The 14606-nt window shown below is 72.6% G+C and carries 15 protein-coding genes; 10 read left to right on the top strand and 5 right to left on the bottom strand.

Going from position 1 to position 14606, the window contains the following annotated elements:
• Both NH602_RS18555 and NH602_RS18550 read left to right on the top strand, forming a co-directional pair.
• A partial coding sequence (locus NH602_RS18555) for a LysR family substrate-binding domain-containing protein (RefSeq protein ID WP_253068453.1) occupies positions 1 to 760 on the top strand: 760 nt, incomplete at its 5' end.
• Between the two features lie 532 nt (positions 761 to 1292).
• Positions 1293 to 1580: a hypothetical protein gene (locus NH602_RS18550; protein WP_073575578.1), complete on the top strand. Its 288-nt coding sequence runs from the start codon at positions 1293 to 1295 to the stop codon at positions 1578 to 1580.
• An 84-nt stretch (positions 1581 to 1664) separates the two neighbouring features.
• Here the strand turns inward: NH602_RS18550 and NH602_RS18545 are convergent, their stop codons facing one another.
• Entirely contained in the window at positions 1665 to 3113 is a 1449-nt protein-coding gene (locus NH602_RS18545) for an NAD(P)/FAD-dependent oxidoreductase (protein ID WP_253068452.1), read from the bottom strand.
• A 188-nt stretch (positions 3114 to 3301) separates the two neighbouring features.
• Between NH602_RS18545 and NH602_RS18540 the strand changes: the two genes are divergently transcribed.
• Positions 3302 to 4159 (top strand): universal stress protein, encoded by an 858-nt coding sequence (locus NH602_RS18540; protein ID WP_253068451.1) that lies wholly within the window; start codon positions 3302 to 3304, stop codon positions 4157 to 4159.
• 4 nt (positions 4160 to 4163) lie between these two features.
• On the opposite strand, the gene NH602_RS18535 is transcribed toward NH602_RS18540, so the two are convergent.
• On the bottom strand, positions 4164 to 4730 hold the full coding sequence (locus NH602_RS18535) for a thioredoxin domain-containing protein (RefSeq protein ID WP_253068450.1): 567 nt from the start codon (positions 4728 to 4730) through the stop codon (positions 4164 to 4166).
• Between NH602_RS18535 and nhaA the strand changes: the two genes are divergently transcribed.
• Positions 4731 to 6071, top strand: coding sequence for a Na+/H+ antiporter NhaA (gene nhaA, locus NH602_RS18530; RefSeq protein ID WP_179762046.1), 1341 nt, complete (start codon positions 4731 to 4733; stop codon positions 6069 to 6071).
• A gap of 74 nt (positions 6072 to 6145) precedes the next feature.
• Positions 6146 to 6598, top strand: a complete 453-nt coding sequence (locus tag NH602_RS18525) for a hypothetical protein (protein ID WP_179762047.1) — start codon at positions 6146 to 6148, stop codon at positions 6596 to 6598.
• On the opposite strand, the gene NH602_RS18520 is transcribed toward NH602_RS18525, so the two are convergent.
• Complete coding sequence (locus NH602_RS18520; RefSeq protein ID WP_253068449.1) at positions 6547 to 7608, bottom strand: substrate-binding domain-containing protein; 1062 nt, start codon at positions 7606 to 7608, stop codon at positions 6547 to 6549. The genes NH602_RS18525 and NH602_RS18520 overlap by 52 nt on opposite strands.
• A gap of 317 nt (positions 7609 to 7925) precedes the next feature.
• On the opposite strand from NH602_RS18520, the gene NH602_RS18515 reads away from it, so the two are divergent.
• Positions 7926 to 8294, top strand: a complete 369-nt coding sequence (locus tag NH602_RS18515) for a DUF4870 domain-containing protein (protein WP_073575584.1) — start codon at positions 7926 to 7928, stop codon at positions 8292 to 8294.
• 12 nt (positions 8295 to 8306) lie between these two features.
• Here NH602_RS18515 and NH602_RS18510 read toward each other — a convergent pair whose 3' ends face one another.
• Positions 8307 to 9338, bottom strand: coding sequence for a 2Fe-2S iron-sulfur cluster-binding protein (locus NH602_RS18510; RefSeq protein WP_253068448.1), 1032 nt, complete (start codon positions 9336 to 9338; stop codon positions 8307 to 8309).
• 4 nt (positions 9339 to 9342) lie between these two features.
• Positions 9343 to 10575, bottom strand: a complete 1233-nt coding sequence (locus tag NH602_RS18505; RefSeq protein ID WP_253068447.1) for a cytochrome P450 — start codon at positions 10573 to 10575, stop codon at positions 9343 to 9345.
• Positions 10576 to 10717: 142 nt separating this feature from the next.
• Between NH602_RS18505 and NH602_RS18500 the strand changes: the two genes are divergently transcribed.
• From NH602_RS18500 to NH602_RS32260, 4 genes are all read left to right on the top strand, one after another.
• Entirely contained in the window at positions 10718 to 11680 is a 963-nt protein-coding gene (locus NH602_RS18500) for an AraC family transcriptional regulator (RefSeq protein ID WP_253068446.1), read from the top strand.
• Between the two features lie 735 nt (positions 11681 to 12415).
• The gene (locus NH602_RS18495) at positions 12416 to 13618 is read left to right on the top strand and encodes a hypothetical protein (protein WP_253068445.1); all 1203 of its coding nucleotides are present in this window, start codon (positions 12416 to 12418) and stop codon (positions 13616 to 13618) included.
• 197 nt (positions 13619 to 13815) lie between these two features.
• Positions 13816 to 13986, top strand: coding sequence for a hypothetical protein (locus NH602_RS18490; RefSeq protein WP_253068444.1), 171 nt, complete (start codon positions 13816 to 13818; stop codon positions 13984 to 13986).
• The coding region (locus NH602_RS32260) for an ATP-binding protein (protein WP_374210203.1) at positions 13986 to 14606 on the top strand (621 nt) is incomplete at its 3' end. The genes NH602_RS18490 and NH602_RS32260, both read left to right, overlap by 1 nt.

The raw sequence follows: 14606 nt of genomic DNA, 5'->3' as shown, positions 1-14606 counted from the left end.
CCGCCACACCCGCGCCGTCGCCCTCACCCCGGCGGGGGCGGCGTTCCTGCCCCGGGCCCGCCGTGCCCTCGCCGCCGCGGACGAGGCCGTCGAGGCGGCGCGCGAGGCCGCCGCGGGCGGCACCGGCTCGGTCCGCCTCGGGTTCGCCGGACCCAGCTCCAACGCCTGGCTGTACCGGACCGCCCGCCGCTTCCGCGCGCACCGGCCGCAGGCCCGGCTGGTGCTGGTCACCGGCCGGTTCTCCGGCGAGCTGGCCGAGGATCTGCGCACCGACCGGGTCGACGCCGCGCTGATCCGCACCCCGGTCGACGACGACGGCCTCGTCGTCCACGAGATCGACCGGCACCGACTCGTCGCCGCGCTGCCCGAGGAGCACCCGCTCGCCGGGCGGGACACGATCGACCTGGCGGAGCTGGCCCACGACCCGTTCGTCACCTACCCGGTCCGGCGGATGGCGGTCATGCGCACGTCGGTCGACGCGGCCTGCCTGCACGCCGGGTTCCTGCCGCGCATAGAGCAGGAGGCTCCCGAGACGCACACCCTGCTGTCCCTGGTCGGGGCCGGTGTAGGGGTGGGGCTGGCGCTGGACGCGACGGCGGAGCTGCGCACACCGGGGGTGGTGCTGGTGCCGCTGACCGACCCGCCGGAGGTGCCGCTGGCGCTGGCGTGGAAGGCCGGTGCGGTGAACCCGGTGCTGGCGGGGCTGCTGGAGGCGGCCGGTGTGGGTGGGGCGGTCGTGCGGGGGGTCGGGTCGGTCTGACCCCTGCCCTCCCGCCCCACCCGCTCAGCCGGTGGCCCCGGCCCGGTGCGGTGTCCGCACGGTCAGCCCGGTCACCCGGGCCGGCTCGCCCACCTTCACCGGAATCCCCTCCTGTCGGGCCGCCACGTCGTGGCGGCATGATGGACGGTGCACCCTCCCGTCGCGTCAGGTGCAAGCCCCGGACGCCACGGTCCCGCCGCGACACGCCGGGGCCCGCGACACGCCGGTCACGGATTCACCCCCGCGGGTGGTCGGCCCCCGCCCACGGTCCGGTCGGGCGATCACCCTTCGCATCGGCCGCCCCGGACGTGGGGACGGAGGGTGTCCGGCGTCCTGGGAGAACCGGTTCCGTCCGTTTCACACCACACTTTTGGTACCCGTGGTGATCGGGTCACTCGTTGGTGTCGCTGCCGTATCCCCGCCGGTGAGCGGCTGCCTACTGTCCGCTTGCCGTGACGCACAGGCGTCCCGGTGGTGCTCACGGGAATCGTGAGACACGTCCGTCCCACCGGACACGATCGGGGAGAAAGACATGCGCAGGAAGCTTGCGGTCACCGGCGTCGCCGTCATCGCCACCATGGTCGCCTTCAGCCCGCTGGCGTCGGCTGCGCCCGCGCCGAAGGACGACGACGGTGACTCCTTCGTCCAGGACGTCGGCAACACCCGGGGCGACCAGTTCGGCCTGGTGAACCTCGACGACGTCAACGTCCTCAACAACGCCAACGTCTGCCCGGGCGTCAACGCGGCTCTCGGCAATGTCCTCGGGATCCTCGGCGGCGGGGCGGCGCAGAACCGCGACAACCCGACGTCCTGCGACTGATTCCCGACGACGGCCTCCGCCCCCTGCCTCCCGCCGCCACGGGACGCAGGGGGCGGTTCCGTCCTGCCCGACGCCGGCCGGGACTCAGTGGAAGACGTAGTCCGACGGCTCGACGCGCCGGGTGCGCTCGTCGTACTCGCGCATGTAGCCGGGCCAGTTGGTGACGATGCGCCCGGTGTCGTCGCGGTACCAGGAGTCGCAGCGGGTCCACGCGGTGCCGGGGAAGCGGGCCTGGACCTCCTCGTCGTAGGCCTGCTCGACCTCGGGTCGGACCTCCACGCCGGACGCGCCGCGGCGGGCCGCCTCCTGCAGGGCCTCGCGGACGTAGCGGACCTGGTGCTCCAGGTACCGGACGATCGAGCCGCCGGAGGTGTTGGTGTTCGGGCCGTAGAGCACGAACAGCGACGGGAACCCGGGGACGGTCATGCCGAGGTAGGCGTGCGCGCCGTCGGACCACTCGGTGCGCAGCGACCGTCCCCCCGGGCCGCTGATCTCCATCGGGAACATGAAGTCGGTCGCCGCGAACCCGGTGCCCCAGATGATCGTGTCGACCTCGTGCAGCGTGCCGTCCTCGGTGCGCACCCCGGTGGGCTCGACGGCCGCGATGCGCGACGTCTCGACCTCGACGTTGGGCCGCTGCAGCGCGGGCAGCCAGTGCGAGCTGAACAGGATGCGCTTGCAGCCGAAGGTGTAGTCCGGCCAGACCTTGCGGCGGACCTCGGGGTCGCGCAGCTGGGCCCGCATGAACAGCGTCGCGTAGAGCCGCCCCAGCCGGCCCCAGGTGGCGGGGTGGCGGATCATCAGCGTCAGTGCCTCGCAGTACTCGGTGATGAACCGGCGTCGCGCGGCCTGCAGGCCGGGCACCCGCGCGATCGCGGCCCGCCACCACGCCGGGAACCTCCGGTTCCGTCGCGGCAGGAACCAGTTCCCGGACCGCTGGAACACCGTCATGTGCCCCACCTCGGGGGCGATCGCCGGCACGAACTGCACGGCGCTGGCTCCGGTACCGATCACGGCGACGCGACGGCCGCGCAGGTCGTGGTCGTGGTCCCAGCGCGCGGAGTGGAACATCGTCCCGGCGAACGAGTCGACGCCGGGCAGGTCGGGGGACACCGGCCGGTTCAGCTGCCCGGTCGCGACGATCAGCACGTCGGGGGTCCAGGCGCGGCCGTCGTCGGCGGTGACCGTCCACGGTCCGTCGGCCTCGTCGCGCCTGGCGTCGACGATCCGCACACCGGTCTGCACCAGCTCGTCGACCCCGAACTCGGCGACGACGCCCCGCAGGTAGGCGAGGATCTCGGGCTGCGGTGAGCAGAGCCGCGACCAGTCGGTGCGCTGCGCGAACGAGTACGAGTACAGATGGCTCGGCACGTCGCAGGCGGCGCCCGGGTAGGTGTTGTGCAGCCAGGTACCGCCGATGCCGTCGGCGGCGTCGACGATCGTGACGTCGCGGATGCCGTGGGCCCGCAGCTCGATCGCGGCGGCGATGCCGCCGAACCCGGCGCCGACCACGAGAACGCTCGGTGCGTGCACGGGACCTCCCTGTCTCCGGAATGCAGCAGCGATCACCGTAGCGAGGCGGCCCGGGGCCCCGGGTGCCCGTCCCGGCCCGTGCGGGCCGTCTCCGACCTCACACGACGGGGCCGTGCGACCCGGCCCGCGACGGAGCACAGTGGAGGGCGAACGGCCGACACCGGGCCGGCCGGGAACGGAGCACAGTGATGAGCACCGTCGTCGTCGGCGTGGACGGATCGGACGCGGCCCTGGACGCCGTCGCGTGGGCGGCCCGCGAGGCCGCCGCCCGGCACGCCGACCTGCTGCTCGTGCAGGCCTTCGACGTGGCCGGGCTGTACGCGGACGCCGCCGTCGCGCCCCTGCTCGACGACGTCGAGGAGTCGATCCGCGAGGAGTCCCGTGCGACCCTCGACGCGGCCCGGCACGCCGCCGCGCAGGCCGCACCCGAGGTCGCGGTCGACCTCGCGGAGGACCGGCGGGCGCCGTCGACGGCACTGGTCGAGCGGTCCGCCACGGCGGAGCTGCTGGTACTCGGGTCCGCCGGGCACGGGGCGATGGGCACCGCGCTGGGGTCGGTGACCCTCGCCGTGGCCTCGCACGCGGGCTGCCCGGTCGTCGTCGTCCGCGGCACGTCGTCCGACGGGCCGGTCCTGGTCGGGATCGACGGCGGCCCGCTGTCCGACGTCGCGCTGGAGCACGCCTTCGCCGCGGCCGCCGAGCACGGCACCGGGCTGGTCGTCCTGCACGCCTGGCACGACGGCCGGTCCCCGGCCCTGCGTGCGACCGGTGCGTTCGACCGGCTGCGCGAGGCCGAGGAGCGGGCGCTGGCCGAGCGGCTCGCCGGCTGGTCGGAGCGCTATCCCGACGTCGCCGTCGAGCGGGTGATCGAGCGCGCCGAGCCGGGACGGGTGCTGGCCCAGCGCAGCGGGGCGGCGCGGCTGGTCGTCGTCGCCACCCGGGGGCGGGGCGGGTTCACCGGGCTGCTGCTCGGCTCGACCGGGCTCGCGCTGGTCCAGCGCGCGAACTGCCCGGTGATGCTGGTCGGGCCCGCCGCGACGGCCTGAGCGGCTACGACCGGAGCGCGGGGTCCAGCGCGGCGGTGAGCGCGGCGACCGTGACGTCGCCGCGGTACTGCTCGCCGTTGACGAACAGGGTCGGCGTGCCGCGCACGCCCGAGCGCACCGCCGCGTTGAACCCGGCCTCCACGCGGTCCTCCGCCAGCCGCGTCGCCGGCCAGACGACCCGGTCCGGCCGCACCCCCGCGGCGACGGCGTGCTCCCGCAGGTCGTCCTGGCGCAGCCGCGGCGGACCGGGGGCGAACAGGGTGTCGTGCATCTCCCAGAACCGGCCGTCGAACCCGGCCATCTCCGCGGCGAGGGCGGCTGCGATGGCGTGCGGGTGCACCTCGTGCAGCGGGAAGTGCCGGAACGCGAACCGCAGCCGCCCCTCGAAGCGGTCACGGACCTCCTCCAGCACCGGTGCGGCGTCGCGGCAGTAGGGGCACTCGAAGTCGCCGTACTCCACCAGCGTCAGCTCGGCCTCGGGCGGGCCCAGGACGTGGTCGTACGGTCCGACGGGCGGGTCCAGGCTGATGGCGGCCTCCTCGTCGTGACCCGCGCAGGGCAGGATCAGCACATGGCGGTGGTGACCCTAGCCGAGCGCGGCGATCTCTCCGATGCCGCGAGGCGCTTCCTCGGGACCGAGTCCGGATCGGCGGTCCTGCTGGTCGGGGCGGCCGTCGTCGCGCTGCTGTGGGCCAACCTCGGCGGCGGGTACGAGACGTTCTGGCACACCCCGCTGGCCGTGTCGTTCGGGGAGTCCGCGCTCGACCTGGACCTGCGGCACTGGGTCAACGACGGCCTCATGGTGCTGTTCTTCCTCTCCGTCGGGCTCGAGATCGCCCGCGAGACGACGCTGGGCGAGCTGCGCGGGGTCCGCGCCCTGGCCGCACCCGCCGCGGCCGCGCTCGGTGGACTCGTCGTGCCCGCGCTGTTCTTCCTCGCGCTCAACGCCGGTGGCGAGGCGGCGGGTGCCTGGGGGATCGCGATCTCCACCGACACCGCGGTGATGCTGGGTGTGCTCGCGCTGCTCGGGCCGCGCTGCCCCGACCAGCTGCGGGTGTTCCTGCTGGCACTGGCCATCGTCGACGACATCGGCGCGGTGCTGGCCATCGCGCTGTTCTACACCGACGAGGTCGACCTGCTCGCGCTGCTCGTCGCCGTGGTGCTGCTCGCCGGGCTGCTCGCGCTGCGCTGGGTGCGGTTCTGGCGGACGCCGTTCTACGCCGTCGCCGGGATCCTGTGCTGGGTCGCGGTGCTGCGGTCGGGGGTGCACCCCAGCGTCGTCGGCGTGGCGCTCGGGCTGCTGGTCAACGCCTACGCGCCGCGTCGCACCGAGATGGTCGAGGCCGTCCGGATCGGGAAGAACTTCCTGCTCGACCCCACCCCGGAGCGGGCCCGCACCGCCCGCGCGGTCGCGGTCGCCGCCGTCTCCCCGAACGAACGGCTCCAGCAGGCCATCCAGCCGTGGAGCAGCTACGTCATCGTGCCGCTGTTCGTGCTCGCCAACGCCGGTGTGGTGCTGTCGTCGGAGACCCTGTCGGCCGCGGCGACGTCGATGCTCACCTGGGGCATCGTGCTCGGCCTGGTCGTGGGCAAGCCGATCGGCGTCGCCGCCGCGACCTGGATCGCGCTGCGCACCGGGCTGGGCCGGGTGCCCGACACGCTGCGCTGGGGTCAGCTGATGGGCGGTGCCGCGCTGTCGGGCATCGGGTTCACCGTCGCCCTGTTCGTCACCGAGCTCGCGCTCACCGACGAGCTGCTCGTCGCCGAAGCCAAGATCGGGATCCTGGCAGGGTCGGTCCTGGCCGCGCTGTCGGGCTGGCTGGTGTTCCGGCTGGCCGGGGAGCGGGGCGGGCAGTGCGCGCCGAGCGGGCTGCCGACGCTGCCGCCGCGGCCCTGGCGCCCGGTCGACTGATCTGCGTGGTCCTACGGAGGCCCCGCCGCCCGGGATCCGGGCACGGTGGCCGGGACCGACGGAAGGAGACTGCCGTGCACGGTGCACTGCGTGCGATCCCGGTCGGCCTCGTCGCGGGGCTCTGCGCGGCCGTACTCGTCTACCACCTGATCGGTGACGTGAGCGCGGCGTCGGCGCTCGCGGAGGGGATCCGGGCCCACGAGCCGCCCGTGGTGGGGTGGCCGGGCGCTCTGCTCGCGGCGGCGGGACTGGGCGGATGCGGGACCGCGGTCGTCCGCGGGTGGGCCCTGGCCTCACCGGTGGTGCTGTGCGTCCTGGCGGGCCTGCTGGTCGGGTGGGCCGGACGCGTCATGACGGCGGCGTCGATCGGCGCGAACATCGGCGGCGGTCTGATGCTGGGGTTCGGGCTGCCGCTCGCCGGGCTGCTGGTCCTCGCCGCGGTGGTCACCGCGGGCGTCGTCGCGCGGCGCCGCGCTCAGAGCGAGGCGAGCACGTCGAAGTCCGACCCGTCGGCGACGGCCAGGTAGATCCGCTGCTCGGTGCGGCCGTCGCGCACGGTCACCGGTCCGCGGGGGCCGACGTAGCGGCAGTCGGCGGCCGCCTCGGACAGCCGCACGGGGTCGGTGCAGCCGACCCGGTTGACCAGCGCGGCGAGGACCCCGACGCCCTCATAGCAGGACTCACCGGGTGCGCTCGGCCGCGCGCCGGGGCCGAAGCGGCGGGCGTAGCGGGCGCCGAAGGCGAGGCTCTCGGCGGTCGGCACGGCCTCGAACCAGCCCGCGGCGGTGAACACGTCCCGCACCGCGCCGGGGCCTGTCGCGCAGAGCATGCTCTCGTCCATCAGCGGCGAGAAGCGCGCGAACCGGTCCTCCATCCCGCGCCGGGCGAACTCCCGGTGGAACGCGACGGCGTCGGACCCGACGAGCAGGGTCAGGACCCCGTCGACGTCCAGGTCCGCCAGGTCGTCGAGGACGGCGCCGTGGTCGGTGGTGCCGAGCGGCACGAACCGCTCGTGCTCCAGCGTCGGCCCGCCGGGTGCGCCCAGCGCGGCCCGCGCCCGGTCCAGCGAGCGCCGCGGCCACCGGTAGTCGTTGCCGACGACCGCCCAGCGCCGCACCCCGATCTCGTCCGCCATCCAGCGCAGTGCCGGCGTGACCTGGATGTCCGGTGTCTCGCCGATCGGAACGACGCCCGGGGTCGTCTCCCCACCCTCGTACAGCGCGGTGAACACGTAGGGCACCACCCCGCGCAGCGCGGTCGCCAGCCGGACCCGCACCGGGGACAGGTGCCACCCGACGACGGCGTCGATCACCCCGGTGCGCGCCGCCTGCCCGACCGCCGCCGCGACCTGTGCCGGTGGCCCCGAGCCGTCGAGGATCCGCAGGTGGACGGGGCGGCCGAGGACGCCACCGGTCGCGTTGAGCTCCTCGACGGCCAGCCGCGCGCACAGGACGCACGACGGGCCGTACATGCCCTCGGAACCGGCCGACGGCACGACCAGACCCACGGTGAACGGCGGGTTCGGAGTCGACGGCATCGGGCGCACCCCCACGGAGGCTTCGACTCGGGCAACACCGCGGCGGGACGGGGGGTTCCCGCCGTCACACCCGCGGGCGCACGTTCCTTCGGCCCTGGCCGCGCCGCCCGCCGAGGTGTGGCCGTGGACGTCGCGCTGCGGGTGGCCGCCGTCGAGGCCGGCGCCCACCCGGTGGGCTCCCGGGGGCAGTGACGCATCCGCGCACCCGTCCGGGTGGTCGGGGCCCGGCGTGCCGCTCGGCTCCCGCCTGCCGGCCCGATGCCTGGCAGGGTGGTCGGCCCAGAGGCGCTGAGCCGACCGGACCCGAAAGGACCTCGATGTCGCAGCCGTACACCTCCGACTCCAGCCGGATCGCGGCGATCCTCGCGCACCTCTCGGCGCCGATCGCCGCGATCCTCAGCGCCGGGCTGCTGAGCCTGGTCGGCCCGCTGCTGGTCTGGCTGGTGAAGAAGGACGACCCGTTCGCGCGGCGGGCCGCCGCCGGGGCGTTCAACTTCAACCTGTCGTTCTGGGTGCTGTTCATCCTCTGCTGGATCCTGATCTTCACCGTGGTCGGGATCGTGGTGGCGCTGCCGCTGATGCTCGTGCTGTTCGTGGTCTCCGCGTGGTGCCATATCAAGGGCGCGGTGCGGGCGTCGAACGACCGGCCCTACGACTACCCGTTCCAGCTGCGCGTGCTGTCCTGAGCGGGGTGGCCCTCAGGCGGCGTGGGCGGGAGTGAACGTCTCCCGGTGGATCAGGCGGGGGGCCATGCGGCGACGCTTGAACGCCCTGACCCCGGCCTCGACCATCCCCGGTGGCCCGCAGAGCCAGCCCGACCAGCCCCGGGCCGATCCGACGTCGTCCAGGAACAGGTCGGTCGGGAGTCCGGTGCGGTAGAACGTGCCGTCGGGCGGGCTCTCGTGGGAGAGCACGGGAACGACGTTGACGTTCGGGTGAGTCTCGGACAGACGGGTCAGGAGGTCCAGGTCGTAGAGATCGGCCGCACCGCGGACCCCGTGGTAGAGCAGGATCTCACGGCCCGGTCGACGGGCCAGTGCGGTCCTGACGACGCCCAGCAGGGGGGCCAGCCCCGTGCCGCCCCCGATCAGCACCATCGGCTCGCCGCCGTCGTCGTCCTCCGGGTCGAGGAAGAAGTCGCCCAGGGGCCCCGCGGCCCGGACCCGGTCGCCGACGGCGAGCCCGTCGAAGATCCAGCGTTCGGTGGCCGTCCCCCCGGGGACGAGGCGTACGTGCAGCTCCAGGACCTGGTCGTCGTCGGCGACGTTCGCCAGCGAGTACTGCCGACGAGCACCCGAGCCCGGGACCGTGAGCTCCACGTACTGTCCCGCGTGGAAGGCGAGCGGTTCGGCCAGATCCAGCCGCACCCGGCGGGTGTCCCGCGCCATGTCCTCGATGTCGACGACGACGGCGTCCAGATCACGCAGGGGGTGGGTCCGACGCCCCGCGCTCCCGCCGCCCGGCCCCGACGGTGCGACCTCCGCGTCGGAGCGGAGCCGGGCCTGGCAGGCGAGCGCCAGACCGGCGGCCCGCTCGTCCTCGGTCAACGTGCCGAGCGGCGAGTCCCGGTGGTCGACCTCGCCGCTCAGCACGCGCACCTTGCAGGTGCCGCAGGTGCCCTGGTTGCACGAGTTCGGCATCCACGCCCCGGCGCGGAGGAACGCGTCGAGGACCGACTGGTCCGGCCCGCACGCCACCCTCCGGCCGGAGACGGTCGCGGTGAACGCCATGCCCTCACACCTCCCACACGGTGTGCAGGGTGGTCGGACCACGGAATCCCCATCCCCAGAACTCGACGTCGGACGACGTGTCGCGTTCCAGGTTCGGGATGGCCTCGAGCAGCTCCTCGAGCGCGATGCGCATGACGTGGTTGGCGTAGTAGATCCCGGCGCAGGCGTGGTTGCCCGCCCCGAAGGCCAGGTGCGGGAGCGGGGGCCGGTCGATGTCGAACCGGGTCGGCGCCGCGTACCGGTCGTCGTCGTGGTTGGCGGAACCGTAGGAGAGGATGACCGGGGTGCCGGCCGGGAGGTCCACGCCCGTGACCGTCACGGGCCGGGTCGAGATGCGTGCGGTGGCCGACCAGATCGGCGACGTCCAGCGCATCCCCTCCGAGACCGCTCGCGGGATCAACGCGGGGTCGTCGACGACCCGCTCCATCTGCTCGGGCTCGCCGAACAGCCCGACGAGGGTGGACGCGATCCCGTGTCCGGGCTCCTGCATCGCGCCGAGCAGGTACACGTAGACGGTCGGATAGATGTACTCGCGGTCGCGGGTGCGCCCGGGGGGCATGCCGTCGTGCAGCCAGTGGGAGATCGCGCTGTCGTCGGGGTGGGTGATCCAGTGGTCGATCAGTGGGTCGACCACGGCCTGGATCTCGGCCTTCGCCCGGTCACCCTCGACGAAGCCCTCGGGGTTGGCGAACTCGCCGCTCTCGGTCATGGCCGCGTTGGTGAACGAGCGGTTGAGCTTCGCGAACCAGTCGCGCAGGACGTCGGACTCCACGTCGTGGAGCCCGAGGAGGTCACCGAGGGACCGCACACTGACCGGTTCGCAGTACTGCGCGACCAGCTCGGCGCGGCCGTCGTTCTCGAAGCTCTCCAGGTAGCGGCGGGCGATGGGACGGACGAGGTCCTCGACGTAGCGGTCGACCTCGACCGGTTGCAACGCGGGCTCGACCATCCCGCGCAGGTCGGCGTGGACGTCCCCGTTGACCCCGATGATCGCCGGGTGGCCGAAGGTGCGCCCGCCCGCCGGGGTGATGACGGCCTCGAAGGCGGCGCTCGTGGCCACCTCGCGGCAGACCTCCTCGGTGGACGCCACGTAGGAGCCCAGTACCGGGACGTAGGCGAGTGGTGCCTCGGCACGCAGACGCTCGTAGGTCGCGTACGGGTTCCGCTCGAGGTCGGACATCGTCACGTCGTCCAGCCACGAGAGGTCCGGGGTGCGGGCGTCGTTCACCGCCGTCATGGGGGTGGCTCCTTCACTGCGTCGGTTCGGGACGGCGAGAAGGTAGGCGGGGTCGTCGGGGGCTGACGACACCGATCGCGCGGTTTCGGTACGGATCGCGCGAGGAGTTCGAACGTGATCGGTGTCGGATACGATCGAGGGCATGGCCGCACACAGGGGTGCGCCACCTCGGGACTGGGACCAGGTGTCGCAGAGCGTCGCTGACGTGTACTTCCCGCACGAGCTGACGCCCATCGGCCCTGGGAGCAGGCCTCGCCTCACCCTGCAGACACTCGATCTCGGCCCGGTTCTCCTCGGCTACGTCGGCTGGGGAGCCGACATCGCCATCGACTGCGACTATCCCGGGGCGTACGAGGTCAACATCCCGTTGACCGGTCACTTCGTCAGCCAGACCCGTCGCGGATCGATGACCTCCGTCTCCGGCCAGGCGGCGGTCTTCCGGGCCGACAGCGCGTGCCGGATCACGCACTGGGACGCGACGTGCACCGTGCTGGGGGTCAAGTTCGACCGCACCTGGCTCGACCTCGAGGCGGAACGCGTGCTGGGCAGCGACCCCGTCCGGGTCGCCGGTGTCCTGCCCGACCAGCTCGATCTCGACCGGGGTGGAGGTGAGGACTGGCGGAGACTCGTCAACAGTCTCGCCAGCCACCTTCGTCGCCCGTCGCTGTTCGCCGGCTCTCCCGTGGTCTCCGAGCAGCTGGCCGGCGCGGTGGCCGCAGGGTTCCTGCTGACGAGCTGCCCCGACCTGGGCACCGGGTCGCCCGCGCGGCCGCGCACCGTGTCCCGGGTCGTGGACGCGGTTCGTGACGACCCGGCCCGGCCCTGGACCGTGGCGGACATGGCGGTCCTCGGGGGCACCACCGTGCGACGACTGCAGGAGGGCTTCCAGGAGTGGATCGGATGCTCCCCGATGGAGCACCTCACGACCGTCCGCCTGCAACGGGCGAAGACGGATCTGGAGAGCCGGACGTCGCACTCGGTCAGCGATGTCGCGGCGAACTGGGGGTTCTCGAGTCCGAGCCGGTTCGCAGCCGCATTCCGCCGTCGCTACGGCCTGTCGCCCTCGGAGTTCCGTCGGTACCACCGCCACGGCGGCTCCCACTGAGCACGTCGCCGCTGCGGGGGACGGCCGGACCACGGCTCGGTGCGGGCGCCGGCCGGGACCACCGGCCGTTGCCGGACGCTGTCGGATGCCGCTGTCGACCGCTTCCGGACCGCCGCGCACGGTGCCGTCTCCGCTGGTCGGGGTGGCGGGATTTGAACCCACGGCCCCTCGCTCCCAAATCGCGCCGGAACGGTCTCGCTCTGGATCTCCTGGTCGTCTGACCTGCGGAAGTAGTCGCGCGAGACGACTCCGGACGGCGGCGTACAGCGCCCCGTTGCTACAGAACTGCTACATGCCGACCGCCGTCGAGCCGCAGCCCTGATCCGTCGGGCTGCCCACTGACGGCGGCCATCCGCGTACGCCCGCACGCCGCCGGAACCCACGTGGCTCCGGCGGTGATGCCGGCGTGCCCAGACGACGGTTCAGCCTGCCCGCGAGACGGCCTCCGCGAGAGGCCACGCCGTGCAGCACACCCCATCCACGTACCCGGGTCCCGACGCGTCGCGGACCGCCCCCGATGCCGGCACAAAGAACGACACAGCCGACCCGTCCCTGTCGTCGGTGGCGGCCGTGGGAGCCGTGGCCGGGCCGCAGGCGCGGGCCGGAGGCAGGAGCGTCTGCGGGGCGGACGCGAGCGGACCGGCCGCGGCCCCGGCGGCAGCCGCGGGCCGGCCTGGGCTTGTTCTATGTGCCATATCGGGCCGGGACCCCGAACCGCCTCGGCCTCCGGACACGGTGGAGGAGCTGTGGTCCCCGGCGTTCCCCTCGCCGGAGCTCGTCGACGCCGCAGCCGCGCTGCTGCCCGCCGTCCGCGAGCACTCGGGCACCCTCGCCGAGGGACCGCGCTGGGAACTGACGGTCGGTCCGGGCATGTTCGCCGTCGGTACCCGTGACTGGGCGCGCGCCGAACGCACCGCGCAGCGTCAGGCCGAGGTACAGCGCAAGGACGTGGACCTGGCGGTCGGCCAGCACCTCGCGACCGGCGAGTGGGGCGATCCGCCGCCGCGGATGAGGATCACCGGCTGGTCGCGGAAGTCGCGGGCACGGATGGTGCGACGGCTCTGCGAACTGGACTACACCCCGCTCTACGCCGGTGGTCGGCTCCCGGCGATGGTCACGCTGACCTACCCCGGGGACTGGGAGACGGTCGTCCCCACCGGTCCCGTGCTGAAGCAGCACATGAAGGCGCTGCGCAAGCGGTACCTGCGGGCGTGGGGCGAGGACTGGGCGTGCGTGTGGAAGCTGGAGTTCCAGCGGCGTGGGGCACCGCACGTGCACATGCTGTGCACTCCGCCGCACGGCCAGGCCGCCACGACCGGGGAGCGATTCCATGTCTGGCTGTCGCGGGTCTGGGCTGAGGTCGTCGATCACCCGGATCCCGAGCAGCGGCGACGGCACGAGCTGGCCGGTACGGCGCTGGACTACCGGGAGGGCCTGCGCGCGACGGATCCGCGCCGGGTCGCGGCGTACTTCTGCAAGCACGGGATGCTCGTGGCGAAGGAGTACCAGCACCAGGTACCTGAGCTGTGGCAGGAACCCGGCCGCGGGCCGGGGCGGTTCTGGGGCGTGTGGAACCTCGACCGCGCCACCCGCACTCTCGCCGTCAGCCCTGCCACTGGGGTACATGCCGGACGGATCGCGCGGCGTTGGGCTCGTGCTCAGGGCCGGGCGCAGCAGACCTGGAAGATGCGGGTGGAGCAGTCGACCGGCCGTGTCCGGTACCGGCGCTCCCGGTCACGGGTGAAGCTGATGACCAACGGCGGGCGGGGCTGGATCGCTGTCAACAACGGACCGGCGTTCGCCGCCGGCCTCGCGCGCTATCTCGATCAACTCGACCACTGCTCAACAGGAACACGGCTGTCTTCTGTCTCCCCGTCGGCCAGGTCCCCCGAGAGCACCTCCGGTGGGCAGGTCCAGGTGGAGCACCCGACGCGCTGAACGACCTGGACCTGCCCACCGGAGGTGCTACCGCCGCAGGTGGCCGGCGGGGAGACACCCCCTCCCCGGAGGTCGCCCGGGGTGTGGGGCGCGGCGAGCGCCCCACAAGTACCGGTTATCGGCGATCACTCGGATGGCTTATCGCAATGGCTCCCCAAAGCCCTGTAGATGTTTACCTCCACGCTCCTGGAGGTTCTGTGTCGCAAGTCGAGGACGCCGTCGTCGAAGCGTTTCGGAGTGCTCTTTCGTCGAAAGAAGCGGTTCCTGACGATTTGATCGAACCGCTCGTTGAGGCGTTGATCGAACGTCAGTCCAAGGCGGAGACTCTGGTGAAGCTGATTGACTCGAAGGTGCGGCCGCAGATCTGATGTTGAAAATTGCAAACATCTCAATTCGTGAATTTCGAGGAATTCGGGAGCTGGACCTTGATCTGAGTTGCAAACCGTTTGCTGTCTGGGGGCCGAACGGCTCCGGTAAAAGTGGCGTAATTGATGCCATTGATTTTGCTCTCACCGGAAGTGTTTCCCGCTTGACGGGGGCCGGGTCAGGCGGGGTCACGCTGCTTCGTCATGGTCCGCACGTTCACAGTCGTGACGCTCCGGTCAAGGCAGAAGTCTCGCTTGAGATCGTAACGACCAGTGGTGGTCGGCGGGCAGTGCTTCGTCGCGATGTTCGTTCACCGAAGACCTTTACACTCACGCCCGAGATTGCAGAGGTGCGGGAGGCCGTGGAGCGGGTGGCCTCACATCCCGAACTAACCCTAGCGCGCCGTGACATTATCAAGTTTGTTACCGCAGAGGCTGGAGAGCGCTCCAAAGAGGTTCAAGCGCTTCTCAAGCTCGAGAAGCTAAGTCAAGCACGCTTGGACTCAACCGGTCAGCGCAACACCCCACAGGTAGTTGATCATGATAGGGGTGGGCGATGGCACGCTTGGGCAGGCCGGGGATGTCCGATGAGGACCGCACTGATCTGTGGGTCCGTTGGGGGC

Source organism: Pseudonocardia sp. McavD-2-B, from assembly GCF_024124365.1.
Lineage (GTDB): Bacteria > Actinomycetota > Actinomycetes > Mycobacteriales > Pseudonocardiaceae > Pseudonocardia > Pseudonocardia alni.
Note: the sequence above shows the minus strand (reverse complement) of the source record. Positions and strands in the feature narration are given on the sequence as shown.

Excerpts from the sequence above, each read along its gene's own strand:
- NH602_RS18550 (WP_073575578.1), top strand. The coding sequence starts at position 1,293 with ATGCGCAGGAAGCTTGCGGTCACCGGCGTCGCCGTCATCGCCACCATG.
- NH602_RS18540 (WP_253068451.1), top strand. The coding sequence starts at position 3,302 with ATGAGCACCGTCGTCGTCGGCGTGGACGGATCGGACGCGGCCCTGGAC.
- nhaA (WP_179762046.1), top strand. The coding sequence starts at position 4,731 with ATGGCGGTGGTGACCCTAGCCGAGCGCGGCGATCTCTCCGATGCCGCG.
- NH602_RS18520 (WP_253068449.1), bottom strand. The coding sequence starts at position 7,608 with ATGCCGTCGACTCCGAACCCGCCGTTCACCGTGGGTCTGGTCGTGCCG.
- NH602_RS18515 (WP_073575584.1), top strand. The coding sequence starts at position 7,926 with ATGTCGCAGCCGTACACCTCCGACTCCAGCCGGATCGCGGCGATCCTC.
- NH602_RS18510 (WP_253068448.1), bottom strand. The coding sequence starts at position 9,338 with ATGGCGTTCACCGCGACCGTCTCCGGCCGGAGGGTGGCGTGCGGGCCG.
- NH602_RS18505 (WP_253068447.1), bottom strand. The coding sequence starts at position 10,575 with ATGACGGCGGTGAACGACGCCCGCACCCCGGACCTCTCGTGGCTGGAC.
- NH602_RS18500 (WP_253068446.1), top strand. The coding sequence starts at position 10,718 with ATGGCCGCACACAGGGGTGCGCCACCTCGGGACTGGGACCAGGTGTCG.